At 37.7% G+C, this 18,382-nt stretch carries 14 protein-coding genes; all 14 read right to left on the reverse strand.

The genetic code is table 11. The features are described 5' to 3' along the window. Positions 1-14: 14 nt before the first annotated feature. The 14 genes from cbiD to ACO05S_RS06835 all read right to left on the reverse strand — a co-directional run bounded on the left by cbiD (position 15) and on the right by ACO05S_RS06835 (position 18,342). Complete coding sequence (gene cbiD / locus ACO05S_RS06770; protein WP_421920765.1) at positions 15-1,847, reverse strand: cobalt-precorrin-5B (C(1))-methyltransferase CbiD; 1,833 nt, start codon at positions 1,845-1,847, stop codon at positions 15-17. A 230-nt stretch (positions 1,848-2,077) separates the two neighbouring features. Continuing rightward, positions 2,078-3,850, reverse strand: coding sequence for a precorrin-4 C(11)-methyltransferase (gene cobM, locus ACO05S_RS06775; protein ID WP_421920766.1), 1,773 nt, complete (start codon positions 3,848-3,850; stop codon positions 2,078-2,080). A gap of 288 nt (positions 3,851-4,138) precedes the next feature. Continuing rightward, on the reverse strand, positions 4,139-5,329 hold the full coding sequence (gene cbiE / locus ACO05S_RS06780; RefSeq protein WP_421920767.1) for a precorrin-6y C5,15-methyltransferase (decarboxylating) subunit CbiE: 1,191 nt from the start codon (positions 5,327-5,329) through the stop codon (positions 4,139-4,141). A 382-nt stretch (positions 5,330-5,711) separates the two neighbouring features. After that, complete coding sequence (cobJ, locus tag ACO05S_RS06785) at positions 5,712-7,115, reverse strand: precorrin-3B C(17)-methyltransferase (protein ID WP_421920768.1); 1,404 nt, start codon at positions 7,113-7,115, stop codon at positions 5,712-5,714. After that, complete coding sequence (gene cobI, locus ACO05S_RS06790) at positions 7,108-7,797, reverse strand: precorrin-2 C(20)-methyltransferase (RefSeq protein ID WP_421920769.1); 690 nt, start codon at positions 7,795-7,797, stop codon at positions 7,108-7,110. The genes cobJ and cobI overlap by 8 nt, the downstream gene beginning before the upstream one ends. Next, positions 7,794-9,113 carry a cobyrinate a,c-diamide synthase gene (locus ACO05S_RS06795; protein ID WP_421920770.1) on the reverse strand — a complete coding sequence of 440 codons (1,320 nt, stop codon included), beginning with the start codon at positions 9,111-9,113 and terminating at the stop codon, positions 7,794-7,796. The genes cobI and ACO05S_RS06795 overlap by 4 nt, the downstream gene beginning before the upstream one ends. Beyond that, a complete protein-coding gene (locus ACO05S_RS06800; RefSeq protein ID WP_421920771.1) occupies positions 9,106-9,912 on the reverse strand; it encodes a nitrilase-related carbon-nitrogen hydrolase in 807 nt (268 codons plus the stop codon). Before ACO05S_RS06800 ends, ACO05S_RS06795 begins: the two co-directional genes overlap by 8 nt. After that, positions 9,912-10,931: an ABC transporter ATP-binding protein gene (locus ACO05S_RS06805; protein ID WP_421920772.1), complete on the reverse strand. Its 1,020-nt coding sequence runs from the start codon at positions 10,929-10,931 to the stop codon at positions 9,912-9,914. The genes ACO05S_RS06800 and ACO05S_RS06805 overlap by 1 nt, the downstream gene beginning before the upstream one ends. Before the next feature lies 1 nt (position 10,932). Beyond that, entirely contained in the window at positions 10,933-11,979 is a 1,047-nt protein-coding gene (locus ACO05S_RS06810; RefSeq protein WP_421920773.1) for a FecCD family ABC transporter permease, read from the reverse strand. Continuing rightward, a complete protein-coding gene (locus ACO05S_RS06815) occupies positions 11,976-13,097 on the reverse strand; it encodes an ABC transporter substrate-binding protein (protein ID WP_421920774.1) in 1,122 nt (373 codons plus the stop codon). The genes ACO05S_RS06810 and ACO05S_RS06815 overlap by 4 nt, the downstream gene beginning before the upstream one ends. Then, positions 13,098-13,772, reverse strand: coding sequence for a hypothetical protein (locus ACO05S_RS06820; protein ID WP_421920775.1), 675 nt, complete (start codon positions 13,770-13,772; stop codon positions 13,098-13,100). Between the two features lie 36 nt (positions 13,773-13,808). After that, on the reverse strand, positions 13,809-14,678 hold the full coding sequence (locus tag ACO05S_RS06825) for a sirohydrochlorin cobaltochelatase (protein WP_421920776.1): 870 nt from the start codon (positions 14,676-14,678) through the stop codon (positions 13,809-13,811). 11 nt (positions 14,679-14,689) lie between these two features. Next, positions 14,690-16,159 (reverse strand): PepSY domain-containing protein, encoded by a 1,470-nt coding sequence (locus ACO05S_RS06830; protein WP_421920777.1) that lies wholly within the window; start codon positions 16,157-16,159, stop codon positions 14,690-14,692. 2 nt (positions 16,160-16,161) lie between these two features. Continuing rightward, positions 16,162-18,342, reverse strand: coding sequence for a TonB-dependent receptor (locus ACO05S_RS06835; RefSeq protein ID WP_421920778.1), 2,181 nt, complete (start codon positions 18,340-18,342; stop codon positions 16,162-16,164). Positions 18,343-18,382 lie beyond the last annotated feature (40 nt).

Here is an 18,382-nt window from a genome sequence, read left to right on the forward strand (position 1 = left end):
ATGAATTATCAATTTTATTTTGTGATAATCATTCCCTCATCACCCACCAAAAGGAAGAGCCGAAGTGAGCAAGAATCATTAAGCAAATGCTGGCAAGTATCAAAACATTTATTAGCAACCAAATTGTAGAATGCTTCATTCTCTGAAAAAGGAATAATATCCAATATTGCATTCGCCAATTTCAACTGCCTGATTTTATTTTGAATTTCTTCCGAATAGCCTGATTGCTTGGCCAGATCAGCAACAGAATCAGCATTAAACACCACATTCTTGCTGTGGGTATTCAAGTGTCCTTCGGCTAGTTTTGCCGATTTCCCGAACATGATGGCCAGATTGATTCTTTCCATTCCCTCATCAACACCCAACTGAATGGTGTCGCCTACCAGATTCCCGAAATGAATAAATGCGACTGATGGCAAATGAGGGAATTTATTCTTTAAACGGTTTTCACTTCTTTTTCCTGATGTTAGTACGATCTCGGAACATTGATTTCCTTTGGCCACTTTCACCTGCTGCTTGATGCTTGCTAAAAATGCTTCATTCGATAATGGTTTAACAATTCCCGTTGTTCCAATGATAGAAATACCTCCTTCTACTCCAATTCGTGGATTAAAGGTTAGCTTTGCCAATTCTTCCCCTTCCGGGATAAAGGCTTTTACATCAAAAGCCAAGTCTATTTCATATTGATCAGATAAACTTTCCAGAATATTGGCAACCATTTTTCGTGGAACAGGATTAATAGCTGGCTCTCCTACTTTCACTTGCAATCCTGGCAATGTAACCAAGCCGACACCCTTTCCTCTCACAAAATGAACTCCTAGCCGATCAGAAAAAGACAATTCACAACCTATTTCCTTGGCATGGGTCACATCCGGATCATCACCAGAATCTTTTATCACCACACATGATGCAGATTTGCTTGACAGCTTTTCAGGAAAAACAGGATACTTTACTTTTTCACCTCCCGGTAATTCAACCTCAACCCATTTGGGAAATTTCTGTTCTGCCAAGGCAATAAAACAGGCTTTTGTTGCAGCAGTTAAGCAAGTTCCTGTAGTAAATCCACTTCTTAATTGACCTTCAATCTTAAGGTTCGATTTCTTTACTTTATAAAATTGCTGCAAAAATGCTTTGGGATGATCCGCCACATATTCGAAGTGAGGTAATTGGGGGCGCTTTACCACCCACAAAGGAATATTCAACTGCTCGGCAACTTTCACTTTTGTTTCGAACAATCCTGATTCTCCACTCTCTTTTGAAAGTAGGATTTCAGCTTTCAGTTTCTTGCTTAGAATTGCCAATTCCTCAACTCCAGCCTTTGGATCCATAGGAATCACAAACTGATAATCCAGATCAGTTTCTCTGGCCTTTTGACGACTAAGATCTGTATCTAAAATCCTAAAGTAACAAGTTCTTTGATCCCAAAGTGACCTTAATTTGTTTATGGTTTGAACTCCCGTTAAAGCCAATATATTCTTAAACTCCGATTGCAAAAGCGCCTCCGTCATGCTCTCGTAAGAGTCGAACAAACGAATCAATTCCGATGTCTGAAGATCAGGAAATTCACGTTTGTATCGAATGATTTCAATGCCCAAATCCTGAGCTGCCTGATAAATGTTACCATGTAGATGAACCGCAAAAGGGTGAGCAGCATCAACAATCAGTCGAATGTCTTTCTTTTGGCAAAGCTCTTTTATTTTAGAGCCATCCATATCGCCAAATACACGCTCGCCTTTAATTTGTTTGTGCGAGTCGGTTTTTGTGGAATAGAAATATTTCTGACCTATAATATCGAATAGTTCAGCTACTTTTTTTCCTTCTGTTGTTCCACCAAAAATCAGTACCATAAGTTTCTGCGTTTCTAAATGAATGTTTCCCTTTTCAAGGGAACCGTAGCGAAGCGGAGCTCGTGAACACAATTGAAAATTGAGTTTAATGTGAACAAACTGTCCACAGACTAAAGAGTGAAAGAAATGTATTAACAGCACCCCTCTCCCTGTCGGTATCTCCCCTAAAAGGGGAGAATTCAAATTTTTTATTGAGAGCCTCACTTGAAGTGAGACCCTCAAACTAAGTTTTATTTTCCTTCGCGAAATGCATGAGTAAATTTCTTATCGTACAGTTTTGAAAAGCCCGATCGATTGTCAATAGCTTTCCCCACAACAATCATAGTTGTCATTTTCAAATTGTTCTCTTCAACTGTTTTTGCCAATGTTTCCAAGGTACAACGGTAAATTTTTTCATCCTTCCAAGTAAGTTTGTAGCAAACGGCCACGGGCGTTTCTGGTGGATAATGCTCCGAAAGCTGTGCCTGAACTTTATCAGCAATAGAAGCACTTAGATAAATGCACATTGTACTTTGCGATTTAGCCAATTTATTCAATTGTTCTCGATCCGGCATTGGCGTTCTTCCCTCTCCGCGAGTAAGAATGATGGTTTGCACCTCCTCGGGAATGGTAAACTGCGATTCCAATGCTGCCGCTGCTGCCTGGAATGACGAAATTCCTGGAGTAATGTGATAATTCCATTTCAAGTGATCCATAATGGCCATTTGCTCCTGAATGGCACCGTAAATACAGGGATCACCAGTATGTAAACGCACCACAAACAATCCACGATCGTAGTATGGCTTCATGCTTTCTATTTGTGTAATCAAATCCATGCCTGCCGAACTTTTTACCACACAACCAGGCTTAGCGTAATTGGTCAATTCTTTTGGAACCAAGCTGCCTGCATACAAAATCATGTCAGCCGTTTGTAACATTCTTTTCCCACGAACTGAAACAAGCTCAGGATCACCTGGCCCTGCACCAACAAACTCCACAAATCCTTTTCTTTCACTGTTCTTATCCATTGCAACAGCAAAGGTAAAATGCTTATCGCCAGCTTTTGCTTTTTGCTTTTCTATCAACAAAGTATTTCCAGAAAGGTGCATAGCAGCAGCTTCTGAAACACTGTAACTTCCTGTTACCTCGCTTACTTTTTGCGATGGATTTGGAATATCATATCTAGAAAGTACATCCTCACAAAAGGCATTCATTGGAAGGTTCCACTCCTTAGACAATTTAATAAATGCCTTTTCATCGGCTTTTAAGTCAACAGTTCCAATTGCCGCAATAGACAATGGAGAAATTTTATGCGACTCCAATTTGGAAAGCAATTCTGTTTCAAAAGTTTCAAAAGGAAGATCTCGCTGGCAACCTAGCCCCAATTGCAACACTTTAGGACGGTAATAAATTACCTTGGTTCCAAAATCATGAACAAATGGCGTTACTGCCAAAACCACTTTGTAATCTTCCGGCTTCATATCATCGACATTGAAAAATACATCCACATGATCGGGTGTATCTGTCTCTAAAATCAAACTTCCTTTATCGCGAACTTCAAGCAGCAAAGCTGTTTTTTCTCTGTTTACAAAAGCCGCCATCAGTTGGGTAAGATTGCCTTTACAGTCAATGATCCAATTGTGTTTTTCCGGCAAGAGATCCAATGCCCACAATCCAAATGTATCACTTACTGTTGTGATAACAGATGTTGCTCCTAACAAACGAGAAATATCCTCAGCCAGTTGATTTGCACCACCCAAATGTCCAGAAACAACAGGCTGAACAAATTGTCCGTTGGCATCGATATTAACAACCGCAGGATCTGTTTTTTTGTCCTTTAAAAAAGGTGCTATCTCGCGTACACAAATGCCCAAAGCTCCAATAAAAATTAAGGCTTCGTAATTGTTCCAAAGCTCCTGATAGTTCTTTGGCGAATGCATCATTTCAGCCTCAAATCCATTACTTATAATTCTTTTGGCAAGATTCTCACCTTTATCGGAATGTGTGATTATTATTTTTGACATGATGTATTTTGTTCTGTTTTATTTCTTGCTGATTACATGATTTATTTCTCGCTGATCTTCACTGATTAAATTCGCTGATTCTCGCAAATCATTGCACTATTTTCAGCGTGAATCTGCGAGAAAAGAACCTTCGTTTAAAATTCAGTTTTTCCCTCTTAGGGAAAAGGGTGAAATAAGAAAAATATAATCAAAAAGCACCCTTCTGGCTGTCGCCATCTCCCCTAAAAGGGGAGAATTCAATATTTTTATTGAGAGCCTCACTTGAAGTGAGACCCTCAAAGCATATATCTAATTTTCTTTTATTTTCTCAGCTACTAAAATGCTTATCGGATTAAACTCATCAACACTCACAAGCATTTCATGCTTTATGTAATAGGAATTTGTTTCGCTCCATTGCTTAAATCCCAGTTTGCTTTTTTCACTTACCGAATTAAAAGCTATGATTCCTCCATCCAACAAATGCAAATCTATATCATCCAAAACTGCGTCCATTTTTCCACCATAACCGCCAACAAAAACGGCATCTGGTTTTTCTATTTCTACCTTATCGGTTTGCAAATAATCACCAATAAAAAGTTCTATTCCCGGCGTTTGAAATTTTTCAGTATTTCTTTGAATAATACCTCTAGACTCTTCTCTTATTTCGAAAGATTTTATTTTTAGGTGAGGATGATTTAATCGAGCATCGATGGAAACACTTCCAGTACATGCTCCCACATCCCAAAATACCTTTTTCGTTTGCAATTCCATCAGCGCAAGAGTAGCCAAACGAATGGGCATTTTAGTAATCATTATTGGTCGACCTTCCAAGGGTTCAAAATCACTTTCTTTAATTCCTTTTTTGGGAATTGCCTCATCGGTTTTTTCCAGGTAAAAGCAATTGGGATGATTAAAATCCAAACCCAAGGCTTCTTCCAAACTCAATTCCTTCACCATTTCCCTTTCTCCTCCCAAGCGCTCGCCATAGAACATTTTGTAGTTCGAATATCCATATTGTAACATTCTCTCGGCAATGCTTTTGGGTGTATTTTTTCTATCGGTAAGAATTCCCATTCTCTCCTGACCTCTAATCATTGCCTGATCGAATCGCTCGAAAGATCTGCCGGTAAGCGTAATGGTTTGAAACTCGCCATAAGGCAATTTAAAACGATGCGCAAGCAATTGCAGGGAATTAAAATCAGGAAGGATATCAAGCTCTGCATTTGGAATCTCACGTTTTAATGTAATGCCAATTCCATAAAACAATGGGTCGCCCGAGGCAAACACAATCCAATCGCCATTTGAATTGTTTATGGCATCGTACAATGTTGACAAAGGCACTACAATATCATACCAATGGTATTGCTCTGGCAGATAATCGCCCACCAATTCGCGGTGACGACTTCCCCCGGCAAAATATTTTCCCGATTGAATCAGAGCCAACTCTTTCTTTGTAAAATCAGGAGTTAAATCTGATATTCCTATGATGCTTATTTTCATGTTTCTTTCTTTGATTGCTCGCAGATTAACTATTGGAAAATTCTTGTTATACAATGCTTATTTAGGTAAAGCTTTTTTTCTTTTTTTGCGATGCCAGTATTGGTAAAGCTCAAAATATTCAATTTTACCCTTTGCCAGTATTGGTAAAGCTCAAAATATTCAATTTTATCCTTTGCCAATTTAGGTAAAGCATGAAAAATTGATTTTTTAACGCGTGCCTGTTTAGGTAAAGCCCAAAAAAATGTTTTTTGATGCATGCCTGTTTAGGCAAAGCTCGAAATATTCAATCTTGACCTTTGCCTGTTTAGGTAAAACTCTTTTTGATTTTTTGCTTTGCCTAAATAGGCAAAGCAAAATATTAACTGTTTAAATTACCTAATATCTATAATCCTTCACCCGGATGCATTTCTTCCGCTTCGTTCCAACTTAATATGGCGTTGATAATGGTTGCTGCCACGTTACTTCCTCCCTTTCTGCCATTTACAAAAACTGCAGGAACATCAGGGCAACCATATTTTAATTGCCACTTGCTTTCTTTTACATTTACAAAACCAACCGGAGCTGCAATTACTCCAGCAGGATTTGCTTTTCCATTTCGGATTAATTTGATCAACTCGATTAATGCAGTTGGTGCATTTCCAAAAGCAAAAATTGCATTGGGATGTTCTTCTACTGCCAATTGAATTCCAGCCTGAGTTCTTGTAATATTTTTCTGTGAAGCCTTTTCAGCTACGCGCTCATCATCTAAATAGCATTTGATTTCAAGACCCAATTTGGTAGCCGTTGCCCTGCGAATTCCTCTTGTAACCATTGATACATCGGTTACAATGACAGGTGGTTTACCTGAATAGAATTTCTTATGTAGCTGTTCAACCACATTATTGCTTAACTCTACTGATTCGTTCAATTTAAAATCAGCAGTAGTATGAATACAGTGCAAAGCCACCCACACATGAGCCAAGGATTTATCCGTAATATCGATGTTATCCAAAATGGTTTGGAAACTTGCGTTCATGATGCGACGTCCAAGCTTATCCTGGCTATTGTTCTTGTTGGCATAGTAACCTCTTGGCGTTACCATCTTATCTTGAGCCTTAAAAGTTTGACTGTTACCAATCACTACAACGGTAAACATATCGGCTTTGGTCACATCCAATTCGGCAAGGGTAATCACCTCAATGCTCTCATCTTCTCTTCCCACATTTCGGGCAATTCCAACAGGAGTTTCCGGCGAACGCACTTCCAAAAACAATTCCCTCAGCCTCATCAATTGCCAAAATCGGCCTTTGCTTAGTGGGTTGTACACGGCAGTTACAAAATCAGCCTGAGCTGCTGCCACAATTCTTTTTTCAATTTTTTCCCACGGAGTTAACAAATCCGACATAGAAATAGAACAAAAATCATGACCTAGTGGTGCTCCCAATTTTGATGCAGCGGCGAACATTGCAGATATCCCCGGTACAACTTCCAAATCAACTTCCGAAGCTTTTTCAGCCTTCATTTCCCATAACAAAGGAGCCATTCCATACACACCCGAATCGCCACTGCTAATTACAGCAACGGTTTTACCTGAATCAGCCAATTCGAATGCTTTTGCAGCTCTTTCACGCTCTTTTTTCATTCCAGTATCAATCAGTTGTTTTCCTCCTGACAACTGCTTGATGTGTTCAAAATAAAAACTGTATCCAACTATTACTTCTGCATCTTGTATGGCCTGTAAAGCCTGTGGAGTAAGAAATTTCTCATTTCCTGGTCCAATTCCTATGCTGTATATTTTCTTAGCCATAAATAATAATTAATGAAAAGTAAGGTATTGTTCGCAACTTCAAATTCTGAACATTGCTTGTGGAATACTGTTGCGCTGTTCCCACACGTTCGATATAAAAAAATGACCTATTTTGTTTTTTAAGGAAATCATGCCAATTATCAAGAACACTCATTTTCATCACAACCAATGTTTGATTTTCTTTCAAAGCTTCTTCTATTTCTTCAAAATTATTTGGTCTGGCTATTACCTTTAATGTTTGATTGCCTTCAGTAACTGGCTTTTCTCCTTCCGCACCAGTCGCAATAAACGCGGGAACTCCAGGGATTACTTGACATTCAACATTTGTATCCTGAGCCAATTTTATCAGGTAACCAAATGTGCTATAAAAAAGTGCATCTCCTTCCGAAACTACTGCCACGTTTTTGCCTTTTGCCAGTTCATTCTGAATCTTGTTGAATGCATTCCGATAATGAGCATCTCTATTTTTTCCAGTCATAGGAATAAGAAGAGGCACGCATTCCGTTTCTATTTCTAACTGGTCTAATATTTCCAGTGAAAATGATTTTGTATTGGATTTATAAATATCAGATGCCGGATAAAATATCAGATCTGCACTTTTAAGGGCATTTAAACCCTTAAGAGTGATTAGTTCCGGATCACCAGGACCCAATCCAACTCCTATTAACTTTCCCAAACTCATAATCCCAATTCCTTTAATAATTCCAACATTCTCACTCTTTCCCCCAAATACAGATGCATGTACGAAGCCCAGCAGTTCTTTTTTCTAAACACCGGCATCTCAACATCAAGTCCTCTGGCTGTTTTGGCTTTATACGCTGTGCCTGCCTTTTCTTCTCCTATCAAATTCGAATAATGAAACTCATGTCCTTTGATATTGATATCACATCCATTCAAATCACGATAACCCAAGTGTAATTTCATATTCTCAAAGGAAGTATCAAAATCAAAAACACCTGTCATGCTGTATGTTTCTCCTTCCTTTGTGATGATATTTTTTCCCAAATACATCATTCCACCACATTCAGCAATTAATACTTTGCCATCGTTGATATAGTTAGCAATGGCTTGCTTCATTTTTACATTACTCGATAATTTATCTGCAAATAGTTCAGGATATCCTCCCGGCAACCATAGCAAATCTGCCTGAGGCAATTCTTCATCATTCAATGGGCTAAATTCCAAAAGTTCTCCCAATTCCGCCAAAACATCACGGTTTGCCTGATAGGAAAAATTGAAAGCCTCATCGTAAGCCAATGCAATTTTCAAACGCTTCTTTACATCAATATTTTGATTTGTTGATGACTGAATCTCTTTTTTGGTGATCTCCATAAGCAAATCTATATCGACATGTTTCTCTAACAAATCTGCAGCAACATCTACAATTTCACGATTCTGATTCTCACCCGGAAGATGCAAACCCAAATGTCTTGATTCTATTGCCAATCTTTGATCTCTTGGCATGTATCCCAAAACAGGAACTTCAGCATCAATGGCTGCTTCTTTCAAGAACTGAAAATGAGATTCACCTGCAACCTTATTAAAAATAACTCCTGCAAGATCTACGCTTTTATCGAAATTCTTGAATCCATACAATAAAGGTGCAACCGAATATGCCGTGCTCGAAGCATCAACAACAAGAATTACCGGCAAGTCCAATAATCGTGCAACAGCCGCCGAACTTCCTACATCTTTTTGTGCTCCATCGAACAAACCCATAACACCCTCCGCAATCGAAACTTTGGAGCTTGAAGCATTTTGATTAAAAATCTCCTGAACATGATTCTTATCTGCCATCCACATATCCAAATTGTAGGAAGGCTGACCAGCAATTTTTGTATGATGCATGGGATCGATATAATCAGGGCCACATTTAAATGGCTGAACTTTTAAACCTCGATTAACGAATGCTTGCATCAAGCCCAATGTAATCATGGTTTTTCCCGAATTACTTTTTGGTGCTGCAATTAAAAAAGCATTTGTATCTATTTTATTCATAATATTCTCTTAACCAATCCGTTCTTTTATGGGCATTAAAACATGCCATTTTCGATTGTTTTATCCTTTCGATTCCATCTAAATTAATATCTGCTAAAGCAAATTCATTTTCTTCAACGAATGACTCTGATAAAACATTTCCTTTGGGGTCAACAATCAAACTGGCACAGGGAAAAACGGTTCCTCTTTCATTTTCTGTAACCTGATTGCAAGTCATCGCAAAACAAGAGTTATCGTATGCCCTTGCGGGGATATATCTTTTGAATCTATCTATTTTTGCCCTACAAGTTTCTTTAGGAGATGCAAAGGCCATTGCCATCACATTGGCTCCTTTTTGTGCTTGAATCGCACTAATTTCAGGGAAGTGGGTTTCGTAACAAAGTTGAATGCCTAGACTTAACTTCCTTATCAGAAAAACTTCAATTTCATCGCCTTCAGAATATAGTTCTTTTTCGCTCGGGCTTAAATGTGTTTTCCTGTGTTTGCCAATTATCTTCCCATTAGACAGGATGAATTGTGATATGAAATATTTACCCTTTTCCTCTTCAGGAAATCCAAATGCAAAAGCAAGTTTTACTTGATTTGAGATTTCCAACAGTTTAGAAAACAACAGTTCTTTCTGCAACAGCACCTTATCAACAACAGTTTTATTTTTGCTATAGCCTGATAAGTTCATTTCCGGGAATAGAATAAATTCTGCTCCCTTTTTGTTCAGCTCCTTAATCCATTTAATGGTAACTGAAAGATTTTCTTGAACATTTCCGATAATACTTTTTGAACTTACAGCTGCAACTCTCATTATTGAAGGGATTTTAATGTTAGTGCTAATAAATTCTCTATCGATTCTTCCTGACCAATGCACGTTCCATTTTGATAATATTTGAAACTAACATTACCATTATTACAAACTTCTAACCAGTTGGCATCATCATCTTTTTTTCGAATGGTTCTTACTCCATTCCGTGCAAAAGCTCTTCTTAAAAGCACATATTCAAAACCATGTCCTTGAACCGGAATTGCTTTTTTGAAATCGTAACCAACTCGGAACAAACCTGTTTTATTATCGAATTCGATGCCTCGATTTTTAAAAATACTCTGAAACTCGTTTTTCAATAGTAAATCTTCCGGTGTACCAGATAACAATGATTTTTCAGGAGAAAGCAGCCAAAGTTTATCAGCCATTTGTAATGCTAAATCCAAATCGTGAGTAGACATTAAAACCGATTTGCCAGATTTATTCGCAATTTGTCTAAGAAGTTGCATGATCTCAACTCTTGCAGGCATATCGAGAAAGGCAGTCGGTTCATCCAGAATAATAATTTGAGTATCCTGAGCCAAGGCTTTTGCAATAAACGCCTTTTGCTTTTCCCCGTCACTCAAATTTGATAATCGTTCCTTCTTTTTATGCAGAATTCCACATTTCTCAATAGAAGTATGAACTATTTCTTTGTCCTCATCATTCAGAATTCCAAATGTTCCTGTGTACGGACTTCTTCCTAGTCCAACTAATTCTTCAACCGTTGCATTAGGCACAATAACTCTATCGGTTAGCACTACGGCAGCCAATTTGGATAATTCTTTTTCCGAAAGTTGCAATAGATTTTTACCCAGCAATGTGGCTTCTCCACCCAATGCTGGTTGGAAACCGCAAATTGTTCTTATTAAAGTACTTTTTCCTGTTCCATTTTCGCCCAACAGACAAACTAATTCGCCTGGAAACATTTTAGCATCAAGTTTGTCATGAACAACCTTAGCCCGTTTGTCCTTGCCATAACCTATGCCTAATTTATTGATATGTAAGATTTCCTTGTCTGCCATTTTATTCGAGTCGATTTTCTTTTCTACGTTTCCAGATTACCCAAATTACCACGGGAGCACCAATAAATGCTGTTACCGAATTAATTGGCATCTCCTGTTCCATTCCCGGCATTCTAGCAATAAGATTACACAACAAAGCTGTTGCTGCCCCCAGTAATGCAGCATTCAAAATCAGGTAAAAGTGATTGGAAGTTTTGGATAATAACTTTGCCAAATGTGGAACTGCTACACCAATAAATATGATTGGCCCGCAAAAAGAGGTTACGATAGCAGTTAAGAATCCCGCAAAGGCAATGATTAAAAAACGTGCCCTTTTAATATTCAATCCAAGGTTGGCAGCATACCGATCGCCTAGTGCTAATAAATTTAATGGCTTACTCAATAGACTTGCCAATAAAGAAGGTATCACTGTGATAAGTCCAAACAGCATGGCTCGATCGGATGCCAGGCGACTAAAACTTCCAAGGCCCCAAATCACATAATTGTGCACATCTTCCTCCGGACTATAAAACTTCAATAAACTAACCAGTGAACTACTTAAATATCCAATCATCACTCCAATGATTAACACACTTAAGGTTCCACCTATTCGATGAGAGATAAAAAGTATCAATGTCAAAACCAATCCTGCACCAATTAAGGATGAAAATACAACAGCAAAATCGCCCCAAGCACCCAAACTTGTAAATGTAAAGCCTAAAATATTCCCTGTAAAAAGCATTACAAAAGCTACTCCCAGGCTCGATCCGGAAGAAATTCCAAGAACCGAAGGACCTGCCAGAGGATTTCGAAACAAGGTCTGCATTAACAAACCAGAAACCCCTAGAGCCATTCCCGCTCCAAGAGCAACCATGGTTTGTGGCAATCTGGTTTTTAGGATGATATTCTCAAAAATGCGATTTGCTTCATCGCCTGTAAACAGGATGGCTTTTATTTCTAAAATAGGAATATGTACCGATCCCAATACAAGGTTCAATAAAACAAGAAATGCCAGCAAGAGTATTGCCAGCATAATTACAATTGATATTCTGCCTAGTTTATAAATCATTTCAGCCTTTGGTAAAAGTAGGGTTGGTGTTTGGGTAGCAATTCATGATGAAAGAAATAAATGTAGTCGGCAAGTAAAACATCAGGCTTCACTCCTGCCTGTTCGTAATATGGTTTCTCACGAATGTTGCACAAAATCACATTCTTTTGCTGAAATGCTTTAAAATCTTCGTACCTCGAATCCTGTTCTCCCAAATCTTTTAGGCTTAAACCAGATTTTTCAGGGTGGATGATTCTCCAATAATCACAATTGGAAGCCTTACTGTATATGGTTTCAAAGTCTACAGGATAAGCTCCCTGCTTGTTGTCTTTAATGATATAATCTGCCCCGGCATCACGAAAATAGTGTGCGTAGAAACTGTTCCCTCCTGGCACATACCAGCTCCCCGAACGCATTTTGCCTGAGAAAATGGTTGGGCGTTCTTTTACTTTCGAGGTAAGCTCTTTCAAATTCTGATATCGTGACTCAATTCCATCGAAGATAGAATCGGCCTTTTCTTCCTTTCCAACAAATAGCGCCAACATTTTCACCCATTCCGAACGTCCCAATGGAGTTTCTTCATTGTACGCAGCCATTGGAACCAAAGGAATACCTAGGTTTCTGAGTGCATCAAACCCTCCTACTTTAAAGGGGGATACAAATATTACATCAGGATCTAGAGCTGCTATCATCTCCAAATTGAAATTTCCTTCCTTGCCAATTCGCTTCACTTTTCCCGATTCAACCAATGCCTTCATTCCTTCATGACGCAGATATCTACTACTGTTTATGGCAATGATGTCATCAATATCGTCCAGAGCAAAGAAGTAACAAAGCTGGGTACTCGACAAGCAAATAATTCTTTTGCAAGGAACTTTTATTATAGTAGCAGGATCTTTAACATCCTTTTGTTCCGCCACCAGATGAAAAGTATCGAACTCATTCTCTTCTCCTTTGCGGTGGATATGAAGGATGGTTTTATCACCCGATTTTTCGAACTTAAACTCTTTCGCATGTTTTAGTTGCACTTCGGTAAATCGATCTTTCCCTTTCTTATCTGCCAACTTTGACGAATGGCCTTTGCATGAAAATAGAGATATCAGCAAACCAATACTCAAAAAAAATAAAATCCTTTGCATCTATTTTGTTTTAATGGATTCATAAACTAGAGAACGCACACATTGTCCTTTAGAGTTGTACTGATAGATTCGCTTCTTACTTTTCCTTCGGCTTGATGCATACTTGCTGGAATAGCTATGCTTCCGTCCTTTTTCATCATATTCATAAATAGAATGTAATGTCAGCTCATTGGCTCCATTGTATTTATCCTTCTCAACAATTCTATTGTTCTTGTAAATATATCTGTAGTAGGTTTCCGAAGTTAACAGCCCATTTTCATTATAGTTTAGCCGACTTTCGTACTCTCCTTTTTCCGTGTAAGTAATTACAGTATATTTCGATAAGCCATTATCATTAAAATACTCTATTCTTACATTCTCCCCTTTATCGTTATTGATATAAACTTTGCGGCTTTCGGTATTTTTTATGTAATCGCACTTTATGCTTTTAATACGCAAATTTTCGGGACTATAAATGTATATATAGCGAGATAACAAAGTGCTATCGCCATGATATTTTAAACTTTCAATTTTATTCCCTTTTTCATCGAAGATGTAGTGCACAAAACTGATTCGTTTATTTTCTGCGTCGAAGCTTTGTTTCTCAATTCTTTCTCCTTTTTTGTTGTAAGCGTACTTGCGCGAGCCAATCAAAGTGTAAGCTTCAATATCCTGGGCAAAAGAAAAACTTTGCATCCCGAGTAAAATTAAAAAAGCCACTATTCTCATTGCTTATAAGTTCTCATACACCTTTTTCAAATGATTTATCCAAATATTTACGACATCATCGTACTCGGCCATACCTTTTAAAATACACTCCACTTCAAACCCTTCCTTTTCCAAAATTGTTTTCCAACTGTCGTCTTCATCACCCGCCATATCATTTCGGGCATGATCTCCAGCAACAGTCATAAATGGTGTAAGCACTACTTTTTTTATCTTTTGTGCTTTTAATTGCGGAATTATTTGTTCTAACATTGGATACCCTTCAACAGTCCCTAAAAAATATTTATCTGATTTTTGTTGCAGGTAATACTGGAATCCCGGATAATAAATATTTGCTGCATGATGTGTTCCATGCCCCATGAAAAGCAATGCACTTTTTGAATTGGTAATATCAGCAAATTTTCCATCTAAAAATGATGCCATTGCCTGGTTATCTTCATCAAGAAAAAGAAGAGGATTTCCCAATTTAGCAATTTGAATTCCCTTAGGCATCTTATTAAATGCATTTACGGTAAGTTTCAGGTTTTCAAACTCCTCACCCGGAATAACATGTAAAGATTGAACCGCAATGTGCGTGAATCCTTCTTCCCCCATTTTTGCCAAAGCTTCGGAAGGAGAATCAATATTATTACCACGCTTTTTAAGGATTCTTCGAATAATCTTTGAGGTGTATGCCCAACGCACTTCTACATCAGGAAATGCATCTTTCACTTTCTTTTCAATATTGGCAAATGCAACACGCGCCTCAGGATAACTGGTTCCAAAAGTAACCAATAAAATCCCATTGTTCGTTTCTATTTTTTTGTGTGCCGAAACTTCTTGAATGCTCATTGTTAATAGCGATAGAATAAAAATCTTAACTATAAATAATCTCATCATATATGTAATTAATGCAATTTTCTTCTACGAAAATTTCGTTTAAACCATTTTAAAGATATTACAAAACCAGTAATACTAACCGATAAACCCAGTAAGGATAAGAGAACTAAAAGTGTTTTTCGCAACCAATCCACTTTCTTTAAAATTGGAAGGTCAAGGGTATGCAAAAAGCGATACAACCACCTGCGTACTCGTGTATTTTTAGTAAGCTTTTTAACACGATCCCCATTTGCAGGATTAATATACAAATGAGTTCTCGCAGCATCATCAACTTCAATTTTAAAAGCCTGCTCTGGCAAATAATACATTGTCGATCCTGAGTAATAATTATCGTAGCCATTCTGCTTGCTTACCGAGAATGAATTATTCCCCAGTATATTTTTGGCTTCTGCCTGAATATCTTCCAGAGTAAAATCTTTTTGCGGAACAATCTTACCATCCTGTAAAGTATATATATCTGCTTTTTGATAATGGCTATAGTACACTCTGAATTGAGCTTTATTAAAGACCGTTTTCCATTCTATCTTTCGGATCCCTTTTTTATTGTCAATAGCGGAATAAATATCACTTGGGCTAATGTCTTCACAATTCGATAAATCCAAGTTCTGATTCCATTCTATTTCAATCTTTTTCTCAGGATCTACACCAAGCACCCAATCGGGAACCGATGCCAGTGAAAACAAACCACTTAAAATAAATGTGAACACAAACAATCCAAAAAAGAAACCTGTTAGATGATGCCACTTGTACCAAAATTTCTTGTAAGGTGTAATTCCTTTCTTTTTACGGCTGTTCATTCTTACAAAGCCGGCATAAATCCCACTAATACATAACAAAACACCAAAGGAGGATAAAATAATCACAACAAGTTTCCAAGTGTCCTTTACCAGTCGAAGCCTCTTAAAGTAAATCCAATGCGGAATGGCACCAACTCTAGCACTCCATCTGGCTCTTCTGTTGGTTTCCTGAACTATTTCACCTGTTTTTGAGGAAATATAAAGAACTGAATGCCCGGGATCATCCATATAACACTTGTAAATTGGCAGTAATGGCCTGTAATAACTCCAAGGCACCCAATCGTCCAGTTTACTTATCTTTTTCAGTTCTTTTAATGAATAACCATTAAACGATTCACTTAGCGATTTTGCATATTCTTCATCAAAGGAGCCTATCAACTGCAAACTTTTTGCATCGTAAGTTTGCTGCGCCTTTCTGCCTGATCTTACTCTATAAACAGCTTTGCCATCACATATTTCGAGAGCAAGATTTCCTTTAAATGATTTAGGAGGAGCTTGCAAGTTTTCAAATTGTTGTGGCGTAAACTCGGAAAGGTGAAAGAATCGTTGTTCTCGCGATGCATGCGGGAATCCATCAAAAATGAGAACTATTCCTGAAATGAACCAAACCACAAACATCAGGCTCAATACTGAACCTGATAGATTGTGGATTTGAATGAGATATTTATTTATCTTTTTCACGATTAATTCGCAAAGTTGATGGTTATACCTGCAAAGAATGTACGCCCTGGATTGATTGTACCATAGTGCGAACCATAAGGACTATCATCTATTTGATCAAAGATATTATCAACCCCAAGTTGAGCTTCTATAATGAATGAACCCATATTCAGGAATCTATGATTTGTAGTAAACTTCCAAAGGTCATATCCCTTTGCATTGTCCTCACCATTGTCGTAAGATTTTTCATCTTGAATACGACCGATAATATTCGCACTAAATGAGTATCCTTTCCACGAACGATCGTAAGCCAAGCGAACATTCCCGTAATTTTCGGCAACACCATCTAGTTTTTCTCCCGTGGTTTCATCTTTAGCATCAACATAGCTGTAGCCACCACCTAGAGTAAAGCCAGCTCCTAATTTTGCGTTCATTAAGAAATCAATCCCTTGAGATCTTGATTCATCAACATTATAATGTTGGCGTCTTCTTTTAATTCCATTATCCGCATCATCTGGCTCCAGATCAATTGTTTCATAGGCAATCAAGTCATCTACATTATTTATGTAACCCGTAATACTAGCAGTAAGGAAACTATTGTGAAATTCTACTCCCAATGAAGAAAATTGTGATTTTTGCGGATCCAAATCAGTATTTCCCAAAAATAAATTCCCTCGTTTTTCGTAAGCGTAATACAATTCTCTTAAAGTCGGAGCTTTAAAACCATATCCATAAGTTCCTCTAAAATTAAACTGATCTAACTTATACAGTAAGGATACTTTTGGAGTGAAGGCACTTCCGAATTCTTTGTGCTTAACTACTCTTGCACCAGCAACAATGTTTAGCTTATCAAAAAATGTCATTTCATCTTGAGCATATACAGATATAGTATGCGATTCCGCTCGGCCTTCCTTCAATCGGTTCGAAACCATTTTCTCTTCCAAATAGTCTTCCCCTATTGTTAATTTATTGTTTTTAGAAATCTCTTTCACGAATTTAAAACGCACATTGTTCATTCGCTGATCATTATTGATAGATTTATCACCAGGCATATAGTCCTTATACTCCTGATTGTATCTGTAATAATAACGGAATCTGTCATAGTTGTAATCAACAGACAAATAGTCTCTCTTATTCAATAGATATTTTGCACCAACTTCGAAAGTTTTGTCTGTAAAATGATAGCCATATTTTCCTACAGATTGTGGCCGATACATATCCTTCTCATAATATGAGTTCCCTGCATAAACCTCTAGTTTATCTGTAGCCCTAAAAGTTAAACATTGGCTGAATGTTTTATCCTTGTATTTATTCTGAGCTTTTGCCTCTGTTTCAACCAATTCGTCATCGTCAATTTCAAAAGGACTCAATTGCCATCCATCACTTCTTTTGTGATTAAAATTTCCATTCCATGAGAACTTACCCAGGTTAAGATCAACCGTATTGCTTTGTTGATAGGTTCGATATTCGCGAATACGGCTGGTGTTGGAAACATTTACCTTTTGCTTTGATTTTTCGGTAATGATGTTAACAACTCCCGCAATAGCATCCGATCCATAAAGCAAAGAGGACGCACCTTTTACCACTTCAATGCGCTCCACATCATCAGGATTAATTCTGTTTAAGTCATTATTTCCACCAACATCTCCATACATACGTTTGCCATCCACAAGCACAAGAATAAAATCATTTCCCAATCCGTTAATCGTCATAAATGAACCCATAGTTCCAGGATTAAAATCGAATGAAGGACTCACATTCATCATCAAATCATTAAAGTCTGAAGCTCCAATACTAGCAATGGTTTTCTTACTTATAAGTTCAGTTTGCACTGGTGCCGTTTTTAGATGGTGAGCCGTACCTGTTCCTGTAACTACAATTTCTCCCAACTGACTTTTAGATTCCTCCATTGCAAAGTTTAGTACATTAAGCCCTTCTTTAATGGTAATTTTGTGCTTTTGGCGACTAAATCCTGAAAAGGATACAACCAAATCGTAATCGCCCGGTTTAAGATTTTTAATTTTATACTCGCCTTTGTTATTGGTCGCTGTTCCCTTTGTAGTTCCAGAGAAATACACATTAGCACCTGGCATAGCTTGCTGGTTGTCTTTTTGGGTTACCACCCCTTTTAGTACTGCATTTTGTGCATTAACAATTCCTGCACTAACAAGTAGCATGATTGCTACAAAGTAAATCTTTTGCATCGTAAGATATTAAAACATTAATAACTTCACTTTGCAATCC

Origin of the sequence: Marinifilum sp. (genome assembly GCF_965230805.1) — a bacterium.
GTDB lineage: Bacteria > Bacteroidota > Bacteroidia > Bacteroidales > Marinifilaceae > Marinifilum.

What these genes read in the sequence shown, in the direction of transcription:
- cbiE (WP_421920767.1), bottom strand. Translation starts at nt 5,329, where the DNA reads ATGAAAATAAGCATCATAGGAATATCAGATTTAACTCCTGATTTTACA.
- ACO05S_RS06795 (WP_421920770.1), bottom strand. Translation starts at nt 9,113, where the DNA reads ATGAATAAAATAGATACAAATGCTTTTTTAATTGCAGCACCAAAAAGT.
- ACO05S_RS06835 (WP_421920778.1), bottom strand. Translation starts at nt 18,342, where the DNA reads ATGCAAAAGATTTACTTTGTAGCAATCATGCTACTTGTTAGTGCAGGA.
- ACO05S_RS06800 (WP_421920771.1), bottom strand. Translation starts at nt 9,912, where the DNA reads ATGAGAGTTGCAGCTGTAAGTTCAAAAAGTATTATCGGAAATGTTCAA.
- ACO05S_RS06825 (WP_421920776.1), bottom strand. Translation starts at nt 14,678, where the DNA reads ATGAGATTATTTATAGTTAAGATTTTTATTCTATCGCTATTAACAATG.
- ACO05S_RS06815 (WP_421920774.1), bottom strand. Translation starts at nt 13,097, where the DNA reads ATGCAAAGGATTTTATTTTTTTTGAGTATTGGTTTGCTGATATCTCTA.
- ACO05S_RS06805 (WP_421920772.1), bottom strand. Translation starts at nt 10,931, where the DNA reads ATGGCAGACAAGGAAATCTTACATATCAATAAATTAGGCATAGGTTAT.
- ACO05S_RS06820 (WP_421920775.1), bottom strand. Translation starts at nt 13,772, where the DNA reads ATGCAAAGTTTTTCTTTTGCCCAGGATATTGAAGCTTACACTTTGATT.
- cobI (WP_421920769.1), bottom strand. Translation starts at nt 7,797, where the DNA reads ATGAGTTTGGGAAAGTTAATAGGAGTTGGATTGGGTCCTGGTGATCCG.
- cobJ (WP_421920768.1), bottom strand. Translation starts at nt 7,115, where the DNA reads ATGGCTAAGAAAATATACAGCATAGGAATTGGACCAGGAAATGAGAAA.
- ACO05S_RS06810 (WP_421920773.1), bottom strand. Translation starts at nt 11,979, where the DNA reads ATGATTTATAAACTAGGCAGAATATCAATTGTAATTATGCTGGCAATA.
- cobM (WP_421920766.1), bottom strand. Translation starts at nt 3,850, where the DNA reads ATGTCAAAAATAATAATCACACATTCCGATAAAGGTGAGAATCTTGCC.
- cbiD (WP_421920765.1), bottom strand. Translation starts at nt 1,847, where the DNA reads ATGGTACTGATTTTTGGTGGAACAACAGAAGGAAAAAAAGTAGCTGAA.